At 71.8% G+C, this 19,459-nt stretch carries 15 protein-coding genes; 11 read left to right on the forward strand and 4 right to left on the reverse strand.

What is annotated here, in order from left to right; genetic code table 11:
• The first annotated feature begins 170 nt into the window (after positions 1 to 170).
• From FJQ57_RS03880 to FJQ57_RS03915, 8 genes are read left to right on the forward strand one after another with little or no spacing between them, the layout of a single operon-like run.
• Positions 171 to 3,185: a Na+/H+ antiporter subunit A gene (locus FJQ57_RS03880; RefSeq protein WP_211348731.1), complete on the forward strand. Its 3,015-nt coding sequence runs from the start codon at positions 171 to 173 to the stop codon at positions 3,183 to 3,185.
• The gene (locus tag FJQ57_RS03885) at positions 3,185 to 3,619 is read left to right on the forward strand and encodes a Na(+)/H(+) antiporter subunit C (protein ID WP_139977887.1); all 435 of its coding nucleotides are present in this window, start codon (positions 3,185 to 3,187) and stop codon (positions 3,617 to 3,619) included. Before FJQ57_RS03880 ends, FJQ57_RS03885 begins: the two co-directional genes overlap by 1 nt.
• A complete protein-coding gene (locus tag FJQ57_RS03890; RefSeq protein ID WP_139977888.1) occupies positions 3,616 to 5,304 on the forward strand; it encodes a Na+/H+ antiporter subunit D in 1,689 nt (562 codons plus the stop codon). Before FJQ57_RS03885 ends, FJQ57_RS03890 begins: the two co-directional genes overlap by 4 nt.
• Entirely contained in the window at positions 5,301 to 5,888 is a 588-nt protein-coding gene (locus FJQ57_RS03895; protein WP_211348732.1) for a Na+/H+ antiporter subunit E, read from the forward strand. The genes FJQ57_RS03890 and FJQ57_RS03895 overlap by 4 nt, the downstream gene beginning before the upstream one ends.
• Positions 5,885 to 6,193, forward strand: coding sequence for an MrpF/PhaF family protein (locus tag FJQ57_RS03900; RefSeq protein ID WP_211348733.1), 309 nt, complete (start codon positions 5,885 to 5,887; stop codon positions 6,191 to 6,193). The genes FJQ57_RS03895 and FJQ57_RS03900 overlap by 4 nt, the downstream gene beginning before the upstream one ends.
• Positions 6,190 to 6,573 (forward strand): monovalent cation/H(+) antiporter subunit G, encoded by a 384-nt coding sequence (mnhG, locus tag FJQ57_RS03905; RefSeq protein ID WP_139977889.1) that lies wholly within the window; start codon positions 6,190 to 6,192, stop codon positions 6,571 to 6,573. Before FJQ57_RS03900 ends, mnhG begins: the two co-directional genes overlap by 4 nt.
• A 22-nt stretch (positions 6,574 to 6,595) precedes the next feature.
• Positions 6,596 to 8,239: an MDR family MFS transporter gene (locus FJQ57_RS03910; protein WP_139977890.1), complete on the forward strand. Its 1,644-nt coding sequence runs from the start codon at positions 6,596 to 6,598 to the stop codon at positions 8,237 to 8,239.
• Between the two features lie 39 nt (positions 8,240 to 8,278).
• Entirely contained in the window at positions 8,279 to 10,264 is a 1,986-nt protein-coding gene (locus tag FJQ57_RS03915) for a TIGR03960 family B12-binding radical SAM protein (protein ID WP_139977891.1), read from the forward strand.
• 563 nt (positions 10,265 to 10,827) lie between these two features.
• Here the strand turns inward: FJQ57_RS03915 and FJQ57_RS03920 are convergent.
• The gene (locus FJQ57_RS03920; protein WP_139977892.1) at positions 10,828 to 12,645 is read right to left on the reverse strand and encodes an ATP-dependent nuclease; all 1,818 of its coding nucleotides are present in this window, start codon (positions 12,643 to 12,645) and stop codon (positions 10,828 to 10,830) included.
• Positions 12,646 to 12,859: 214 nt separating this feature from the next.
• Positions 12,860 to 15,133 (reverse strand): catalase/peroxidase HPI, encoded by a 2,274-nt coding sequence (gene katG / locus FJQ57_RS03925; RefSeq protein WP_139977893.1) that lies wholly within the window; start codon positions 15,131 to 15,133, stop codon positions 12,860 to 12,862.
• A 168-nt stretch (positions 15,134 to 15,301) separates the two neighbouring features.
• On the opposite strand from katG, the gene FJQ57_RS03930 reads away from it, so the two are divergent.
• Complete coding sequence (locus FJQ57_RS03930; protein WP_170219262.1) at positions 15,302 to 15,946, forward strand: maleylpyruvate isomerase N-terminal domain-containing protein; 645 nt, start codon at positions 15,302 to 15,304, stop codon at positions 15,944 to 15,946.
• A gap of 25 nt (positions 15,947 to 15,971) precedes the next feature.
• On the opposite strand, the gene FJQ57_RS22245 is transcribed toward FJQ57_RS03930, so the two are convergent.
• Together FJQ57_RS22245 and FJQ57_RS03940 are read right to left on the reverse strand one after the other, a co-directional pair.
• Positions 15,972 to 16,394: a hypothetical protein gene (locus FJQ57_RS22245; RefSeq protein WP_170219263.1), complete on the reverse strand. Its 423-nt coding sequence runs from the start codon at positions 16,392 to 16,394 to the stop codon at positions 15,972 to 15,974.
• 38 nt (positions 16,395 to 16,432) lie between these two features.
• Positions 16,433 to 17,209, reverse strand: a complete 777-nt coding sequence (locus FJQ57_RS03940) for a DUF4190 domain-containing protein (protein WP_139977895.1) — start codon at positions 17,207 to 17,209, stop codon at positions 16,433 to 16,435.
• A 94-nt stretch (positions 17,210 to 17,303) separates the two neighbouring features.
• Here FJQ57_RS03940 and FJQ57_RS03945 point away from each other — a divergent pair, with 94 nt between their 5' ends.
• Together FJQ57_RS03945 and FJQ57_RS03950 are read left to right on the forward strand one after the other, a co-directional pair.
• The gene (locus FJQ57_RS03945; RefSeq protein ID WP_139977896.1) at positions 17,304 to 18,491 is read left to right on the forward strand and encodes a winged helix DNA-binding domain-containing protein; all 1,188 of its coding nucleotides are present in this window, start codon (positions 17,304 to 17,306) and stop codon (positions 18,489 to 18,491) included.
• Positions 18,492 to 18,501: 10 nt separating this feature from the next.
• Entirely contained in the window at positions 18,502 to 19,239 is a 738-nt protein-coding gene (locus FJQ57_RS03950) for a TIGR03936 family radical SAM-associated protein (RefSeq protein ID WP_211348734.1), read from the forward strand.
• The last annotated feature ends 220 nt before the right edge of the window (positions 19,240 to 19,459 follow it).

Here is a 19,459-nt window from a genome sequence, read left to right on the forward strand (position 1 = left end):
AGTTCCTGCGCTGGACGGGCAGTGCAACGCCTGGCAACCGCGAGAACTCCCTGGCCAGCTGCCCCGCCCGGCCCCGCGGCCCACCCCCGCAGCCAGCCCTCCACCCACCCCGAGGGCGCCCGCCCGGTCGGTAGGCTGAGGGCGCGACGTTGGACCCCGGCGTCGCTGTCGTGCGCTCCCACGCGTGCACCCGACCGGAAGGCCAGGCCCTGCTCGCACTCGTCCTCGCCCACGGCGTCGCTGCTGCCGTCGCGCCCGGGCTCGTGCGCTGGCTCGGACGGCGGGCGTTCGTGGTGCTCGCGCTGGCGCCGCTCGCCGCCGTCGTGTGGGCGGTCGTGCAGGCGCCCGAGGTCCTCGACGGCGGGGTGCTGGTCGAGTCGACCGCCTGGATCCCCGAGCTCGGGGTCACCCTCGACCTGACCCTCGACGCGCTGCGCTGGCTGATGGTGCTCGTCGTCGCGGGCGTCGGCGTCGTCGTCCTGGCCTACTGCGCGTGGTACTTCGACGACCCGCCCCGCCGTACGCCGGGCACCCGCGGCAGCGACGAGCCGCTCGGCTCGGGCACCAGCCTGGTCGGGTTCTCCAGCAGCTTCATCGCCTTCGTCGGCGCGATGCTCGGGCTCGTCCTGGCCGACGACCTGCTGCTGCTGTTCGTCTTCTGGGAGCTGACGACGATCTCGTCGTTCCTGCTCATCGGCTTCAACCCGGTGCAGCGCAAGAGCCGCCGGGCCGCGGTGCAGGCGCTGCTGGTGACGACGTTCGGCGGCCTGGCCATGCTCGTCGGCGTCATCGTGCTCGGCGAGGAGGCCGGCTCCTATTCGCTGGCCGCCATCGTGGCCGACCCGCCGAGCGGCACCGCCACCACCGTCGCGGTCTGGCTGGTGCTGCTGGGGGCGCTGACCAAGTCGGCGATCGTGCCCTTCCAGTTCTGGCTGCCGGGCGCGATGGCCGCGCCCACCCCGGTCAGCGCCTACCTGCACGCCGCCTCGATGGTCAAGGCCGGCCTGCTGCTGGTCGCGCTGCTGGTGCCGGCCTTCGCCGACACCCCGGGCTGGCGGCCGGTGCTGCTGACCCTCGGCGTCGTCACCATGGTCTCGGGCGGCTGGCGGGCCCTGCGCCAGATCGACATCAAGCTGCTGCTGGCCCACGGCACCGTGAGCCAGCTCGGGTTCCTGCTCGTCATGCTGGCCGCCGGCACCCGCACCGCCGCGCTGGCCGGCGCCGGCCTGGTGCTCGCCCACGCCTTGTTCAAGTCGACCCTGTTCCTCTCCGTCGGCGTCGTCGACAAGCTCGCCGGCACCCGCGACCTCCACCAGCTCAGCGGCGTCGGCCGCCGGCTGCCCGTGGTCGCGGTCGCCGCGACCCTGGCCGGGCTCTCGATGGCCGGGCTGCCGCCCCTGGTCGGGTTCCTGGCAAAGGAGACCATGTGGGCCGGGCTGCTGGAGCTGACCGAGGCCGGCAACACCGCCGGCGTCGCCCCCTGGGCGGGCTGGCTGCTCGTCGTCGGCGTGCTCGTCGGCTCGACCTTCACCGTCGGCTACACCGCCCGCTTCCTGTGGGGCGCGTTCGCGGCCAAGCCGGGCGTCGCCGCCACCGAGGTCAAGCCCCTGGCGGCGCCGTTCGCGGCCGGGCCCGCGCTGCTGGCCCTCGCCGGTCTCGGGCTCGGCTTCGCCGGCCACGCCCTCACCTCCGCCCTCACGCCGTACGCCGACCAGCTGGCCGAGGCGCCCGGGCCCGACGCCAAGGGCGAGTACCTCGCGCTGTGGCACGGCCTCGAGCTGCCGCTCGCGCTGTCGGCGGCCACGGTCGTGGCCGGGCTGGCGCTGTTCGCGGTGCGTGAGCCGTTCTGCCGCTTCCAGCAGCGCGTGGAGCTGCCGGTCTCGGGCACCCAGGCCTACCGCGAGGTCCTGCGCGTCGTCGACCGCACCGCCGTCGAGGTCACCGGCACGGTGCAGCGCGGCTCGGCCTCGGCCTACCTCGCGATCATCCTGCTCGTCGTGGCGGCCGGCCCCGGCACCGCGCTCGTCCTGGCCCTGGTCGACGGCCCCGAGCTGCGCGTCTACGCCTGGGACTCCTGGGGCCAGCCGGTGGTCGGGCTCGTGATGGCCGCGGCGGCGCTGTTCACCGTGCGCTCGCGCCGCCGCCTGCGGGCCTTCGTGCTGGCCGGCATCACCGGCTACGGCTGCGCCCTGCTCTTCGTGCTGCACGGCGCCCCCGACATCGCGCTCACCCAGGTGCTGGTCGAGACCGTGACCCTCGTGGTCATCGTGCTCGTGCTGCGCCGGCTGCCCGACTACTTCACCGACCGCCGCCTGCGCCCCACCCGCTACCTGCGGATGGCGCTGGCCGCGGTCATCGGCGCGGCCACCACGGGCTTCCTGGTCGTCGCCGGCAGCTCGCGGTCGGTGGAGTCGATCTCCGCGCGCTTCGCCCAGGCCGCCTACGACTTCGGCTACGGCAAGAACGTCGTCAACGTGACCCTGGTCGACATCCGCGCCTGGGACACCTTCGGCGAGATCTCGGTCGTCGTCGTCGCGGCCACCGGCGTGGCCAGCCTGATCTTCCTCGACACCCGCAGCGCCGGCGTACGCCGCCTGGCCGACGCCGACCCGCGCACCACCGAGATGCACACCGCCGAGCGGGAGCGGCCGACCCGGTCGTGGCTGCCGGCGCCGGCGACCATGAGCCCCGACCGCCGCTCGATCGTCTTCGAGGTCGTCACCCGGCTGGTCTTCCACAGCATCCTGGTCTTCTCGCTCTACCTGCTGCTCGCGGGCCACAACCTGCCCGGCGGCGGCTTCGCGGCCGGCATGGTCGCGGGCCTGGCGCTGATGGTGCGCTACCTCGCCGGCGGCCGCTACGAGCTGGCCGAGGCCCTGCCCGTCGACGCGGGCGTGCTCATCGGGGCGGGCCTGTTCGTGGCCGCGGTGTCGGGACTGGGGCCGACGGCGTTCGGTGGCGAGGTGCTCCAGACCGCCGACGTGTACGTCGGCATCCCGCTGCTGGGCGAGCTGCACCTGGTGTCCTCGGTCGGGTTCGACATCGGGGTCTACCTCGTGGTCGTCGGCCTCGTGCTCGACCTGCTGCGCACCTTCGGGGCGCGGCTCGACCGTCAGCTCCTCCGCGCCCAGCGCGGCGACGACGAGGGCGCCGAGATGGGCGTGACCGAGGAGGTGCGGGCCTGATGGAGGTCAACCTCACCCTCGCGGTGGTCGCCGGCGGCCTGGTCGGCTGCGGCGCCTACCTGCTGCTCGAGCGCAGCCTGACCCGCGTGCTGGCCGGTCTGGTCCTGCTCGGCAACGGCGTCAACGTCGCCATCCTCTCCACCGGGGGCGGCGCCGGCGAGGCGGCGTTCTACGGGTCGGCGGCGCCGGAGGACATGTCCGACCCGCTGCCCCAGGCGATGGTGCTCACCGCCATCGTGATCACCCTCGGCACGGTGGCCTTCCTGCTGGCCATGGCCCACCGCAGCTGGCAGCTCACCGGCCACGACGACGTCCAGGACGACACCGAGGACGCCCGCATCCGCCGGCTCGCGGTCGACGACGCCAGCTCGGAGAGCTACGGCCTGACCACCGACGGCCAAGACGACGACGACGAACGGGAGGAGGGGGAGTGACGACCGCCAGCCTGCTCGTGCCGCTGCCCGTGATCCTGCCCCTGCTGGGCTCCGGCGCGGCGCTGATGCTGTTCCGCTACCCCCGCGCCCAGCGCGCGGTGAGCGTGGTCGTGCTGGTCGCCGTGGTGGCGGTCGCGGCCGTGCTGCTCGTCGTGGCCGACCGCGAGGGCCCGCAGGTGGTCTGGCTCGGGGGCTGGGTCGACCTCGGCGTCGCCCTCGTCGCCGACCGCCTCGCCGCGCTCATGCTGCTCGTCTCGGCGGTCGTGACCCTGGCGGTGCTCCTGTACTCCCTCGGGCAGGGCATCTCCGACAGCGACCGCTCCGCGCCCGTCTCGATCTACCACCCGACGTTCCTCACCCTGGTCGCGGGCGTGAGCAACGCCTTCCTGGCCGGCGACCTGTTCAACCTGTTCGTCAGCTTCGAGATCCTGCTCTTCGCCAGCTACGTGCTGCTCACGCTGGGTGGCACCGAGGGCCGCATCCGGGCCGGCACGATCTACGTGGTCGTCAACGTGCTGTCCTCGATGCTGTTCCTGGTCTCGATCGCCGCCGTGTACGCCGCGGTCGGCACCCTCAACCTGGCCCAGATCGCCACCCGGCTCGACGACCTGCCCGCCTCGACGTCGTTGATGCTGCACCTGCTGCTGCTGGTGACGTTCTCGATCAAGGCGGCGGTCTTCCCGCTCTCGCTGTGGCTGCCCGACAGCTACCCGACCGCGCCCGCGCCGGTCACCGCCGTCTTCGCGGGCCTGCTCACCAAGGTCGGCGTCTACGCGATCATCCGCACCGAGACGCTGCTCTTCCCCGGCGGCGACCTCGCGCTGCTGCTCATGGTCGTCGCGGGGGTCTCGATGGTCATCGGCATCCTGGGCGCGATCGCCCAGTCCGACGTCAAGCGGCTGCTGTCGTTCACCCTGGTCAGCCACATCGGCTACATGATCTTCGGCATCGGCCTCGGCACCGTCGGGGGCTACTCCGGCGCGATCTTCTACGTCGCCCACCACATCACCATCCAGACCGCGCTCTTCCTGGTCATCGGGATGGTCGAGCGCCAGGCCGGCAGCACCGCCCTGCTCAAGCTCGGCGGCCTGGCCCGCATCTTCCCGCTGCTCGGCCTGCTGTTCTTCGTCGGCGCGATGAACCTGGCCGGCATCCCGCCGCTCTCGGGCTTCCTCGGCAAGGTCGGGCTGTTCCGCGCCGGCCTCGACGAGGGCGGTCCGCTGGCCCTGACCCTGGTCGGGCTCGGCACCCTGGTCAGCCTCCTCACCCTGTACGCCGTGGCCAAGACCTGGTCGCTGGCCTTCTGGCGCTCCCCGCAGGAGGCGCACGCGATGGCCCAGGAGCTGGCCGACGCCGACGCCGAGGGGGCCGAGGCCGGCACCCGCCCGGGCCGCCGTCGGCAGGTGCGCATGCACGCCGCGTCGTACCACGCGGGCGACCTGGCCCAGGCAGGCTCGATCCTCGACGACGACTCGCCCGACCGCGACCTCCACCAGCGCATCGAGGCCGACGGCCTGCCGCCGCGGCTGCCCTGGCTGATGACCGTGCCGGCGACCGCGCTGGTGGCGGTGAGCGTGGCCCTGACCGTGGTGGCCGGCCCGTTGTACGGCTTCACCGGCCGCGCCGCCGACGACCTGGTCGCCCGCACGCCCTACCTCGAGGCCGTCGCGGAGGCCGCCGGATGAGCGCCACCGGACGGAGCCCGCGCCGGCCCACCACCGTCACGATGTCCGCCAAGCGGCGGGTGCAGTGGCCGATGGTCGTCTGGATGACGCTGGTGTGGTGGGTGCTGTGGGGCACCTGGTCGGCGATGTCGCTGGTCGGCGGGGTCGTGGTCGCGGTGCTGGCGCTGCTGGCCTTCCCGCTGCCGCCGCTCGACCTCGAGGTGCGGGTGCGGCCGCTGGGGGCGCTGCGGCTGGTCGTTCGCTTCCTGTGGGACGTCGTCGTGGCCAGCCTGCAGGTCGCCTGGACCGTGCTCCGCCCGCCGCCCGAGCTGCGCAACGCCGTCGTCCGGGTGCCGCTGCGCAGTGACTCCGAGCTCGTCCTCGTGCTCGTGGCCGAGCTGACCTCGCTCGTGCCCGGCAGCGTCGTGGTCGAGGTGCGCCGGAGCGCGGCCATCCTGTTCCTGCACGTGCTCGACGTCGGCATGGGTGACGCCGACGAGATCGCCGAGCGGGTGCGCCAGCAGGTCTGGGCGCAGGAGCAGCGGGTGCTCGACGCGCTGGCCACCCGGCCCGCCGCCGCCACCCGGTCGTCGGAGGCGGCGTGAACGCCCTCGTCGTGGTGTCGGGGGCCGTGCTGGGCCTGGCCGCCCTGCTCGTCACGGTCCGCATCGTCCTCGGTCCGACCATGCTCGACCGCGCCATCTCCTTCGACGTGGTCGTGGCGATCTCGATCGCGGCCATCGCCCTCGACGCGGTCGCCCGGCGGACGGCGGAGAACCTGCCGCTGATGCTCGTCGCCACCCTGCTCGGCTTCGTCGGGTCGGTCAGCGTCGCGCGGTTCAGCCCTGGCAGCGACGTCGTCGACGGCGAGGGCGACGACGGCGACGACCCGGGGGAGGGGCAGCCATGAGCGTGGGCGAGGTCTGCGACCTGGCCGGGGGCGTCCTGCTGCTGCTCGGCGCGCTGCTCGGCCTGGTGGCCGCGATCGGCGTCGTACGCCTGCCCGACGTGCTGACCCGGATGCACGCGGCGACCAAGCCGCAGGTGCTCGGGCTCATGCTGGTGGTGGCGGGCATGTCGCTGGTGCTGCGCGACGTATCAGTCGTGGCGCTGGGGGTGTTGGTCGTGCTGGCCCAGATGGTCACCGCGCCGGTCGCGGCCCACATGGTCGGGCGCGCGTCCTACCGGGCCGGCCAGATCGACGACGAGCTGCTCGTCGTCGACGAGCTCACCGGCGAGGTCGAGCCCGCCGCGCAGGACGGCACCCCTGAGGTCGACCCGCCGCGCTGAGCCCGGTCCTACGCTGTTGCCGATGGCAACCACCGACGACGCCCGCGCGGCCGGCCCCGGCGCCGAGACCGGCGAGTACTCCCACCGCCAGATCCTGACGATCATCTCCGGGCTGATGCTCGGGATGTTCCTCGGCGCGCTCGACCAGACGATCGTGAGCACGTCGATCCGCACCATCGCCGACGACCTGCAGGGCCTCTCCCTGCAGGCGTGGGCGACCACGGCGTACCTCATCACCGCGACGATCACGACGCCGATCTACGGCAAGCTCGGCGACCTGTACGGCCGCAAGCGGCTGTTCATGACCGCGATCACGATCTTCGTGGCCGGCTCGGCGCTGTGCTCGTTCGCCACCTCGATGACCACCCTCGCGATCTACCGGGCCGTGCAGGGCCTCGGCGCGGGCGGCCTGTTCACGCTGATCCTGGCCATCATCGGCGACATCGTCAGCCCGCGGGAGCGGGCGAAGTACACCGGCTACTTCATGGCCGTCTTCGGCACCTCCAGCGTGCTCGGGCCGCTGGTGGGCGGCTTCCTGGCCGGGCGCGAGGAGCTGCTCGGGCTGACCGGGTGGCGCTGGGTGTTCCTGGTCAACGTGCCGATCGGCGCGCTGGCCCTCGTCGTGGTGCTGCGCACCCTGCACGTGCACGCCCCGGCGCCGCAGGGCCGGATCCGCATCGACTGGTGGGGCGCCGCCTCGCTCGTCGTCGCGCTGGTGCCGCTGCTGACGGTGGCCGAGCAGGGGCGGGAGTGGGGATGGACCTCGGGCCGCTCGCTGGCCTGCTTCGCCGTCGGCGCGGTCGGCCTCGTCGCCTTCGTGATGGCCGAGCGGGCGATGGGCGACGCCGCCCTCATCCCGCCGCGGCTCTTCCGCATCCGGGCCGCCGTGGTGACGCTCGGCGCCAGCATCCTGGTCGGCGTCGCAATGTTCGGCGGCATCATGCTGCTCCCGCTCTACATGCAGATCGTGCACGGCGCCTCGCCGACCGAGTCGGGCTTCCTGATGCTGCCGATGGTCGTCGGCATGATGACCGCCTCGATCGGCTCGGGGCGCATCATCGCGCGTACCGGCAAGGTGCGGACCTTCCCCATCGTCGGCTCCGCCATGGTCACCGCGGCGCTGCTGCTGCTCAGCCTCAGCTCGGCCTCGACCGACCTGGTGTGGGTGATGGCGCCGATGTTCCTGCTCGGGTTGGGCCTGGGCCAGTGCATGCAGCCGCTGCTGCTGACCATGCAGAGCGCCGTGCCGCCCCGCGAGATCGGCGTGGCCACCAGCTCGGCGACGTTCTTCCGGCAGATCGGCGGCACCGTCGGCGTCGCGGTGTTCCTCTCGGTGCTCTTCGGCAGCGTGGGCGGCAACATCACCCAGGCCTTCTCCGACCGCGCCGACGACCCGCAGGTGCAGGCCGCCATGGCCGACCCCGGCTTCACCGACCAGATCGACCGGATCCAGGACGACTCCTCCGGCATCGAGCGGCTGCCCGAGGCGGTGGCGTTCCCGATCAAGCAGGGCTTTGCCGAGTCGATGGACACCGTCTTCCTGCTGGCCGCCGGCGCCGGCTTCCTGGCCTTCCTCATCCTGCTGCTCATGCCGACCGTCGAGCTGCGCTCCACCTCGGCCTCCGCGGCCGCGCGGGCCGACGTACCGGCGGCGCCGGAGCCGTAGGAATCGTCTCGTCAGGGGAGCGCTCGTAGGATCGGGCTCATGTGCCCGCAGCCCGGAGAGAGCGTCTTCCCTCGTCTCGAGCCCCACCTGCCGTCGGTCTCCAAGCCGATCCAGTACGTCGGTGGCGAGCTCAACTCGACGGTCAAGGAGTGGGACTCGGCCCTCGAGGGGCCGACGGTGCGCTGGGCGCTGATGTACCCCGACGCCTACGAGGTCGGCCTGCCCAACCAGGGCGTGCAGATCCTCTACGAGGTGCTCAACGAGCGCGACTGGATCGTCGCCGAGCGCACGTACGCCGTGTGGCCCGACATGGAGGCCGTGCTGCGCGCCGGTGACGAGCAGGGCCCGATCCCGCAGTTCACCGTCGACGCCCACCGCCCGGTCGGCGACTTCGACGTCTTCGGCCTGAGCTTTTCCACCGAGCTCGGCTACACCAACATGCTGACCGCCCTCGACCTGGCCGGCATCCCGCTGCACGCGGTCGACCGCGGCGACGACGACCCGGTGGTGCTGGCCGGCGGCCACGCGGCGTTCAACCCCGAGCCGATCGCCGACTTCCTCGACGCGGCCGTGCTCGGCGACGGCGAGGAGGTCGTGCTCGCGATCTCCGAGGTGGTGCGCGAGTGGAAGACCCAGGGCCGCCCCGGCGGGCGCGAGGAGCTCCTGCGCCGCCTCGCGGTCACCGGCAACATCTACGTCCCGCGCTTCTACGACGTCACCTACGACGACGCGCCGGGCGGCACGGGCGGCATCGTCGCCGTCACGCCCAACCGGCCCGGCGTGCCCCACCGCGTCACCAAGCACACGCTGATGGACCTCGACGCCTGGCCCTACCCGGCCAAGCCGCTGGTGCCGCTCGCCGAGACCGTGCACGAGCGGTTCAGCGTGGAGATCTTCCGGGGCTGCACCCGCGGCTGCCGCTTCTGCCAGGCCGGCATGATCACCCGCCCGGTGCGCGAGCGGTCGATCGAGACCATCGGCGCGATGGTGGAGAACGGCATCCGCAAGTCCGGCTTCGAGGAGGTCGGCTTGCTCTCGCTCTCCAGCGCCGACCACACCGAGATCGCCGAGGTCGCCGAGGACCTCGCCGACCGCTACGAGGGCTCCAACGTCTCCCTCTCGCTGCCATCGACCCGCGTCGACGCCTTCAACATCACCCTGGCCAACGAGTTCTCCCGCAACGGCCGCCGCTCGGGCCTCACCTTCGCCCCCGAGGGCGGCAGCGAGCGGATGCGCAAGGTGATCAACAAGATGGTCACCGAGGAGGACCTGATCCGCACCGTCGCGGCGGCGTACTCCCACGGCTGGCGGCAGGTGAAGCTCTACTTCATGGTCGGCCTGCCCACCGAGACCGACGACGACGTGCTGCAGGTCGCCGAGCTGGCCAAGGCCGTGATCGCCAAGGGCCGCGAGGTCACCGGCAGCAACGACATCCGCTGCACCGTCTCCATTGGTGGCTTCGTGCCCAAGCCGCACACGCCCTTCCAGTGGGCCTCCCAGCTCGACGTGGAGACCACCGACGAGCGCCTGAAGAAGCTGCGCGACGTCGTACGCGCAGACAAGCGGTACGGCCGCGCCATCGGCTTCCGCTACCACGACGGCAAGCCCGGCATCGTCGAGGGCCTCCTCTCCCGCGGCGACCGCCGCGTCGGCCGCGTCATCGAGGCCGTCTGGCGCGACGGCGGCCGCTTCGACGGCTGGAGCGAGCACTTCTCCTACGAGCGGTGGATGACCGCCTGCGAGACCGCGCTCGCCGGCACCGGCGTCGACCTCGACTGGTACACCCTGCGCGAGCGCGGGTACGACGAGGTCTTGCCCTGGGACCACCTCGACTCCGGCCTCGACAAGGACTGGCTGTGGGCCGACTGGGAGGACGCGCTCGCCGTCGCCGACGGCTCCGCCGACGTCGAGGTCGAGGACTGCCGGTGGACCCCCTGCTACGACTGTGGGGTGTGCCCTGAGATGGGGACTGAGATCCAGATCGGGCCGACCGGGCAGCGGTTGTTGCCACTCAGCGTACGCTGACTGCCCGCGCGGGCTTGCGGCATTCGCTGACGTCGTGAAGTGCGAGAATTGACCCGTGTCAAACCGCTACCCCTGGGACAGGTCGAGCGGACTCTGACGCCGGTTTGCGGGCCCTGAGCCCCCATGCCGCGAATCGTGGGCGTCGGCGTCGGGCGTCCCGCGTCCGGCGCCCCAAACCATCTAAGGACCCCACCCACGCGCCAGCACTGCCGCGAACTCGACTCGCCGGTCGAAATGGCTAACCACTTCCGCCGTGCCCGCCGCGGCCGTGCTAATTGGTGTCGACCAATGCCCATGTGCCCATCCGAGGACGCTTCACGACGGGGCGACGCCGACCTCCTTTGCGACTTGAGCCATGAGGCATTGAAGTTCGTCTGGACCCTAGTTACGTCCTCGGGCAGCTCCTTTGAGAACGCCCTCGGCATCGCGCAGCGTTTCAGCACGCCGACACATCGGCTGAGATTCAATTATTTCCTCTGCCTGCCGCGGTCCTATCAGCAGGGTCCACCTGAGCTTGGCTTCGGCCCGGAAAAGAGACACGGTGTGCTGCGTTTTTACTGCCCCTAGCTCCGGTTGTGAGCACGAGAGTCTACGTTGTGGATTATGGCCGCCTCCAGAGTGAGTGCTGCGCTTACGAGCCGCCGCACATGCTCTCGCGTTGGCTCCTGCTCGTGCGCGCCCGCGTCAATGGCCGCGGGGACCCAGCCCGAACCCTTCCTCACACCAAGGCTCGGCGCGAGGCCCTCCAGTTCACCCTGCTTGACGAGTACCACGCCCATATGGTCCATTGCTTCGATTAGTTGATCCGCCCGGGCACGCTCCGCCCGAAACGCGCTCATGCCGTGATCCTTCACTGCCCGCCACGGACTTTCCAGCGCGAGTTCCTCTGTGACCCTGGACCTAATCCCTCCGTCATATGCACGGTCCGGGGCCTCGGCGAGAATGGCTGCTACGGACGCCGCCACATCGCGGTTCAGGCGTCTCCTCTTCGGGCCCCGAAACTGCTGGGTCGCAAGGCGGTAGTCGTCGGCGAGGGAACTCCAGTCGCCACCAACCGACTCAACCACTGACCTCAAGGTGCCCTCGTCGTTTAAAAGGTCGAGATCGGCGCAGGCGACTGTCGGCACGCCACAGGCCCTGGTTGTCAGGGCTAGCGAACGGATATTGGTCTTCCCTGCCGTAGGTACGAACAACACGTCATGGGGCGCCATTGCGCTCGTGTGAACACGATGGTCCGCGTCCAAAGCTGCCGCGAAAAATCGACAATCACGCTCGTTCTCGGCCAAGACTACAGCTCGGTAAAACAGTCCATCGAGGATGTTCGAGTAGCGGAGCGACGGCTCGGACCACACTGCGCTCAATCGACCTGCCGGTAGTTGCGCTGCAGTCGTTCGGTCCTCCTGCCGTGTCAGCCGGACGACCGAGACGGCCGCGCCGGGGGAATCGAGGAGGCCCATAAGAATGTTTTTGTCGTGCGTGGCCAAAATGACCTGAATTCCGCGGTCGTTCGCCAAACGCGCAAGTTCGCGTCCAAGAACCCGTGCTTGAGGAGGATGTAGAAATGCCTCGGGCTCGTCCACAACAACTACTGGGTAAGTACTCGCAATAATAGGGAGAAGCAGTCCAATCATGCTTCTCATTCCGTCCCCCTGCTCATGAAGCGGACCAAGCCGCCCAAGCGCCTCGCGATACTGCGCGGTAATCGCATCAACCGACGGAGCGTCGACGCCAGGATCCCCGACGCGAAGAATCAACTGCCCACTCAGCGGATCCAGTACGAGTCCCTGCTGGAACGCGTCGAAGGAGATGCGAGACAACTCGCCCAGGAGTGCTGGATCGTCTTCAAGTCTCTGCAGCGGCGTTATCGCAGGATCCGTGAAGTCTGCGCGACGCGGCGACGGTTGCGACATTTCGAGACGGCTCTGGGTATCCGCGTAGTGCACTAAAGCAGGCCCAAGACCAGCAAGGCGGTCACTATAACCGTCAAAGGACCAGTAGTGAGCAGCGTTTCCGACAGCGAGAAACCCGGCGGAAGGGTTCAGAATTCCGACAAACTGGCCCTGGTTCGCTGCTGCGCGGTGGTGGTAAAGCCAAGACGCTAGATCGGCTTGCGAACCACCCCTTTCGAGTTCAACCCCCCGGATTAAATCAGGTGAGGGAGTTGGGGAGTTTCTTTCCGAACCTATCCAATCAACCATCTGGCGCAGCAAAGTTGACTTGCCGACGTTGTTCCCCCCGACGAACGCGGTGACGCCAGGGGACGGTAGTTCCACCGGAGTGTTCTGGACCTCTAGCGTCCGGATCGAGAGCCTGACTCGCTCGGGGTTCCCGCCTTGCAGGGCCCCATCTTGAGCAGTGAAGGCATCAATCGAGATGGCCATCGCGTCACTCTATAGACCACGTCTCTCTCGTACGGGTGACGGGGCCAAAGATCATGCTTTCATCGCAGCGAATGATGACCCGGCGGGTGCTCTTCGGCGCGTCTCAAGCGGCGCGCGGAAAGGCCGCCTGGCGCCCAGCGCTCGGCGAGCAGCGCCTGGTGAGCAGCGACGCCCCGGCCGCACCAGCGACCGGGGCGTCGTCGTGCGGCGGGGCTCAGCCCTTCTTGACGTCGTACCGGTCGGCCATCATCACCTTGGTCCACACCGCGACGAAGTCGCGCACGAACCGCTCGTGGCCGTCGTCGTCGGCGGCGTACACCTCGGCGACGGAGCGCAGCTGGCTGTTGGCGCCAAAGAGGAGGTCGCTGCGCGAGGCCTGGTACGCCGTGGCGCCGGTCTCCCGGTCGTCGAGGGTGTACGACGTCTCGGAGCCGTCCACCTTGGACCAGACGTAGTCCATGCTGGTGATGGCGGTGAAGAAGTCGGTGGTCAGGGCGCCGACGCGGTCGGTGAAGACCCCGGTGGCCGAGCCGTCGTGGTTGCAGCCCAGGACGCGCAGGCCGCCGGTGAGGGCGACCCACTCGGGCACCGAGAGGCTGAGCTGGGCGGCCTTGTCGAGGAAGAACTGCTCGGGCGGCAGGTCGCCGGCGACGCGGTCGAAGCCGTCCATCGTGTAGTTGCGGAACCCGTCGACGACCGGCGCGAGCCACTCGAAGGTGGGCACGTCGGTCTGGTCCTGGGTCGCGTCGACGCGGCCGGGGGTGAAGGGCACCTCGACGTCGGCGCCGGCCTCACGGGCGGCCTGCTCGACGGCGACGGTGCCGGCGAGCACGATGAGGTCGGCGAGCGTGATCCGGCCCGAGCCCTCGGCGTTGAAGGTGTCCATCACGCCGCGCAGGGCCTCGATGACCGGCACGGTGCGCTGGTTGACCGACCAGTCCTTCTGCGGGGCCAGGGCGAGGCGGGCGCCGTTGGCGCCGCCGCGCTTGTCGGTGTCGCGGAAGGTCACCGCGGAGGAGAAGGCGGTGTAGGCCAGGTCGGAGGTCGACAGGCCGGTGTCGAGGACCGCCTGCTTGAGCCGGGCGATGCCGTCGGTGTCGACGACCTCGTGGTCGGCCTGGGGGAGCGGGTCCTGCCAGGGGAAGTCCTCCGCCGCGACCTCGGGGCCGAGGTAGCGCGACTTCGGGCCCATGTCGCGGTGGGTGAGCTTGTACCAAGCCTTGGAGAACTCCTGCGTGAAGTAGTCGAAGTCCTCCAGGAACTTCTCGCAGATCTCGCGGTAGACCGGGTCGACCTTCAGCGCGATGTCGCTGGTCATCATCATCAGCGGGTGCTCGACGCCCTCGAGGTGCGCGTCGGGGGTCTTCGGCGCGCCCGGGTCGGTCGGCGTCCACTGCAGCGCGCCGGCGGGGCTCTGGGTCTGCTCCCACTCGAAGCCGAAGAGGTTCTCCAGGTAGGAGTTGTCCCACTGGGTGGGGTTCTGGGTCCACGAGCCCTCGATGCCGTTGGTCATCGTGTGCTCGGCGTTGCCCGACCCGACCGGGTTGTGCCAGCCCAGGCCCATCGCCTCGACCGGCGCGATCTCCGGCGGCGCGCCGATCTGGTCGGCCGGCACCGCGCCGTGGCTCTTGCCGAACGCGTGGCCGCCCGCGATCAGGGCCACCGTCTCGGTGTCGTTCATGGCCATCCGCCCGAACGTGATCCGGATGTCGACCGCCGAGGCCGCCGGGTCGCCGTTGGCCTCCGGGCCCTCGGGGTTGACGTAGATCAGCGACTGGTGCGACGCCGCGAGCGGCTGCTGCAGCTCGTAGTCGTCGTCGCCCGGCTTGCCGGTCCACCTCTTGTCGCGCACCACCATGTCGTCGTACGACGCGGGGTGGGTCATGTCGATGTACTCCGGACCCCAGTACGTCGCGTCGTCGGCTTCCCACGCGTCGCGGCGCCCGCCGCCGAACCCGACGGTGGGGAAGTCCATGATCTCCAGCGCGCAGTTGCCGGCCAGGACGATCAGGTCGGCCCACGACAGCGCGTTGCCGTACTTCTTCTTGATCGGCCACAGCAGGCGGCGCGACTTGTCGGTGTTGCCGTTGTCCCACCAGCTGCTGATCGGGGCGAAGCGCTGCATGGCCTCGCCGGCGCCGCCGCGGCCGTCGGCGATGCGGTAGGTGCCGGCGGAGTGCCAGGCCATCCGGATCATCTGCGGGGCGTAGTTGCCGTAGTCCGAGGGCCACCACGACACCGACGTGGTCAGGAACGTCTTGATGTCGGCCTTGAGCTCGTCGAGGTCGATCGCGCCGAACGCCGCCTCGTAGTCCTGGTCGGCCAGCGGGTTGGCCGCCGGGCCGTTGCGGTGCAGCTGCTCGACGCGCAGCCGGTCGGGGTACCAGTCCGACAGCGTCGGCTTGGTCGTCGCCGCCCCGCCGATGCTGTTGCCGCCGAAGGGGCAGGTGCCCTGGAGGACGTCGTCGTACTCGCGGTACTGGGTCAAGGCGGGGCCTTCCGCTCGTCAGCGATGCCGTGACGGCCGCCACGACGTGGTCGCCATTCAACCGCCCGCGGTGTCCCCCGAGGGGTGAGGAGGAGCGGCCGTCAGCGCCCGGTTGGGACCACGACCAGCAGGTTCGGGTACGCCGTCGGGCGGGGCTACGGTAGCGCCGTGGGCCTGGGCGTGGAGACCGACGAGGCGCGGGAGGCGTGCGCGGCCTCGGTCGAGGGGTTCGTGCGGGCGGCCGCGGGGCTCGACGAGCTCGAGCTCCTCGGGGCGTCGCGGTGCCACGGCTGGACCCGCCTTGACGTCGTCGTCCACGTCATCGCCGGCTGGCAGGAGATGCTCGGCGGGCTGGTCTCGCCCGTCGACGGCGAGCCGACCGTCGACGCGGCGAGCTACTGGCGGGCCTTCGCCGAGCAGTACGGCGACGACGACCCCGTCGCCGACCTCATGGCCCAGCGCCGCCGGACGGCGTCGTACGCGCGGCCGGCGTCGGCGACCGCCCAGCTGCGCGACGTCGGCGAGGCGCTGCTGCGGGGCGTGCGCAGCTGCGGCGAGAGGCACCTGACCTGGCAGGGCCACGTGTTCACGCCCGGCGACTTCCTCGCCGCCTGGGCCGTCGAGGACGCCGTCCACCACCTCGACCTGCTCGCCGACGAGCCCGTGCCGGCCAGCGCCCTCCGGCTGGCCCGGGCCACCGTCGAGGCGCTGGCCCCCGAGCCGCTCCCGGCGACGTGGGACGACGTCGACGTCGTCCTGGCCGGGGCCGGGCGCGTCCGCACCGACGTGGCCGGGCTGCCGGTGCTCGGCTGAGGGGTCGCGAGCCGCTCCGGCGGGTTCAGAGGAGCGACGCGGTCAGCGGTGCCTCGGGGTCCTCGACGTAGCAGACGAGCCGGTCGGTGCTGTCGACGTTGCTGGGCTCGTCGATGAGCAGGGCCCAGCTGAGGTCGCCCTCGTAGGCCTCGAGCCGGTCGAGGTCGGCCGGCTCCAGCAGCCCGGTGCAGACCTTCTCGGCGTCGGCGAGGTCGGTGGTCTCGGCGTAGGCGTCGGCGTAGACGGTGGTCAGCACCACCTCGGCGTCGTGGGGGCGGTCGCAGTCGGCCTCGGTGAGGTCGAGCCGGCCGCCCTGCTCGGCGACGTCGACGCACTGCCCGGCCTCGACGGTCTCGGGGGTCAGCGACCGGCCGCGGTCGTCCTCGCCGACCCCGAGGGCGACGACCAGCCCGAAGGCGAGACCCGCCACCACGACGGCGGCGCCCACGACGAGGAGCCCGGTGACGACGGGGGAGCGGCGCCCGCTCAGGGCGCGATCTCCTCGTCGAGGCGGCCGGACGGCGGCGTGGCGTAGCAGACCAGGCGGTCCCCGGGGTCGATCGCGCTGGGGTCCTCGATGAGGGCGTTGACGGTGAACCCGCCCTCGGCGAGCGCCGAGGCCAGCGCGGGGTCGTCGGCGGTGACCCGGTCGATGCAGACCTGGCCGGCGTTGGCGCCCTCCAGGGTCGCGGCGTCGTCGCCGGCGTCACCGGCGTAGACGACCTCGGCGTCGTGGGTCTCGGTGCACTCCTTCTTGCGGAGCGTGACCGCGTCGGAGTCGTCGTCGTCGACGTCGACGCACTGGCCCGGTCGGGCGTCGTCGACGGAGACGAAGGAGTCGGCGAGCTGGACCAGCCCGAAGACCGCGAGGCCGGCCAGGACCGTGCCGAGCAGGCCCACCACGATCGCGGTGACCGCGGCCCACCGGCCCTTGCGCTTGCCGTCTCCGGTGCGGCCGAGCCCGACGAACCCGAGGATCGCGCCGACCAGCGACAGGCAGCAGGTGAGGCTGAGCACCAGCGCGACGATCGACAGCGTGTCGGTGCCCCGGTCGGGCTGGCCGCCGCCGTAGCCGCCCGGCTGGCCGCCGTAGCCGCCGCCGTAGCCGCCGCCGTAGCCCCCGCCGTAGCCGCCGGGCGCCCCCGGCTGGCCGTAGCCGCCCGGCTGGCCGTAGCCACCGCCGTACCCGCCGCCACCGCTGCCGGGAGGCGGGCCGTAGGGGTCGCTGCCGGCCGGGCGCTGGGGGTCGTAGGGGTTGCTCATCGCCAGGGTCCTCCGGGTGCGTGCCCGGGCCGCTCCCGGTGGTAGGCCGCACAGTCTGGCAGGCCGGGTCGTCAGCCTGCGGCAGGATGTCGCCGTGCGCCACGTGACCGACGACGAGCGCCGCCTGCGGCTCGCGCGGCGGCACGCGCTGGCCCCCTCCACCCGCGTCGCGACGCCCGAGGAGGCGACGCGCGCGGTCGCGGTGCTGCACGCCACCGAGCCGGCCACGATCTTCCTGTCCTGCTGGGCGCGGGTCGAGGGGTTCGAGCGCGGCGACCTCGAGCGCGCCCTGTACGACGACCGCACGCTGGTCAAGCAGCTGGCGATGCGCCGCACCCTGTTCGTCTTCCCCCGCGACCTGCTGCCCGCGGCCTGGGGGAGCGCCTCGGCGCGCGTCGCCGAGGCGGAGCTCAAGCGGATGGCCAAGGACGTCGAGAAGGCCGGGGTCGCCGCTGACGGCACGGCCTGGGTCCACGGCGCCCGCGCCGCGGTGCTCGACGCGCTCGCCGAGCGACCCGACGGGCTGACCGCGGTCGAGGTGCGTGACCTGCTGCCCGAGGTCGCGGTGAAGTTCGAGGTCACCGCGGGCGCGGTCTGGAACCACTCCCGCGTCCTGACCCACCTCGGCCTCACCGCCGACCTCCTGCGCGGCCACAACACCCAGCACTGGCGCCTGTCGCGCCCGCGCTGGACCCGCACCGCCGACTGGCTCGGCGCCGGCGCCGTCGCGCCCCCCACGACGGTGGCCGAGGGGTACGCCGCCCTCGTCGCGGCCTGGCTGCGCCGGTTCGGGCCCGGCACCGAGGCCGACCTGGTGTGGTGGTTCGGCGCGACCAAGGCCGCGGTCCGGGGTGCACTGGCCGACCTCGGCGCCGTCGAGGTCGGCCTCGACGGCGGGGCCACCGGCTGGCTCCTGCCCGACGACCTCGACCCGCCCGCGCCCCTCGACGCGCCCGAGCCGTGGGTCGCCCTGCTCCCCGTGCTCGACCCCACCGTCATGGGGTGGCGCGACCGCGACTGGTACCTCGGCCCCCACGGCCCCGAGCTCTTCGACCGCAACGGCAACGCCGGCACCACCGCGTGGGCCGACGGGCGCGTCGTCGGCAGCTGGGTGCAGGACGACGCCGGCACCGTGCACCTGCACCTGCTTGAGGAGGTCGACGCCGACGTACGCCGGGCGCTCGAGGCCGAGGCGGCGCGGCTGACCGACTGGCTGGCGGGGGAGCGGGTCGGCACGGTCTACCCCAGCCCGGCGATGAAGGCCGCCCGCGCCGCGCACTAACGTTCGGCCGGTGAGCCGACAGCCCCCGGAGCAGCAGGCGCCGCCGGTGCAGCGGCTGCGGGTGCGCTACGCCAAGCGCGGCCGGCTGCGCTTCACCAGCCACCGCGACTTCAGCCGCGCGTTCGAGCGGGCCGTGTTCCGGGCCCGGGTGCCCATGGCCTACTCCTCCGGCTTCAACCCGCACCCCCGCATCTCCTACGCCGGCGCCGCGCCGACCGGGTCGGCCAGCGAGGCGGAGTTCCTCGAGATCGCCCTGGCCGAGGTCGTCGACCCGGCCGACGTGCACGCCCAGCTCGAGGAGGCGCTGCCCGACGGGCTCGACGTCGTGGCCGTCGTCGACGCCGCGACGCTCGGCGGCGGCAGCCTCGCCGACGGCCTCCAGGCCAGCCGGTGGCGCATCGACACGACCGCGCCGCCCGACGAGGCCCGCGCCGCCGTCGGCACGTTCCTCGCCGAGGAGTCGGTGCTGGTCGAGCGGATGACCAAGAAGGGCCTGCGCGAGTTCGACTGCCGGGCCGCCGTGGTCTCGCTCGAGATGCTCGACGGCCCGACCGGCGCCGCCTCGCTCGACCTGGTGCTCCGCCACACCGTGCCCGCGGTGCGTCCCGACGACGTGCTCACCGGCGTACGCCGGCTCACCGACCTCGACACCGGCCGCGCCCCGCTGCTGACCCGCACCGAGCAGGGTCCGCTCGACGAGGAGCGCGGCACCGTCGGCGACCCGTTCGCCACCGCCACCGACGGCTGAACCGCGCCGACGGGCCCCGCCGGGTCGCGTGTGCCACAATGCCGGGGACGACTCCACCGCCGCCCCGCACGTCGGGACGGCACGGTGGGACGGGTCGATGCCGGACCGCGACGCGGTCCCGGAGCCGGTGACAGCGGCACGGGACGAGCGACCGCGGCGGGTGCGCCCCCGACCAGCGCCGCACCACGGGGCGGGGTCGCCGCCCACCAGACTTTCGTGG

The sequence above is a fragment of the Nocardioides litoris genome (genome assembly GCF_006346315.1).
Taxonomy (GTDB): Bacteria; Actinomycetota; Actinomycetes; order Propionibacteriales; family Nocardioidaceae; genus Nocardioides; species Nocardioides litoris.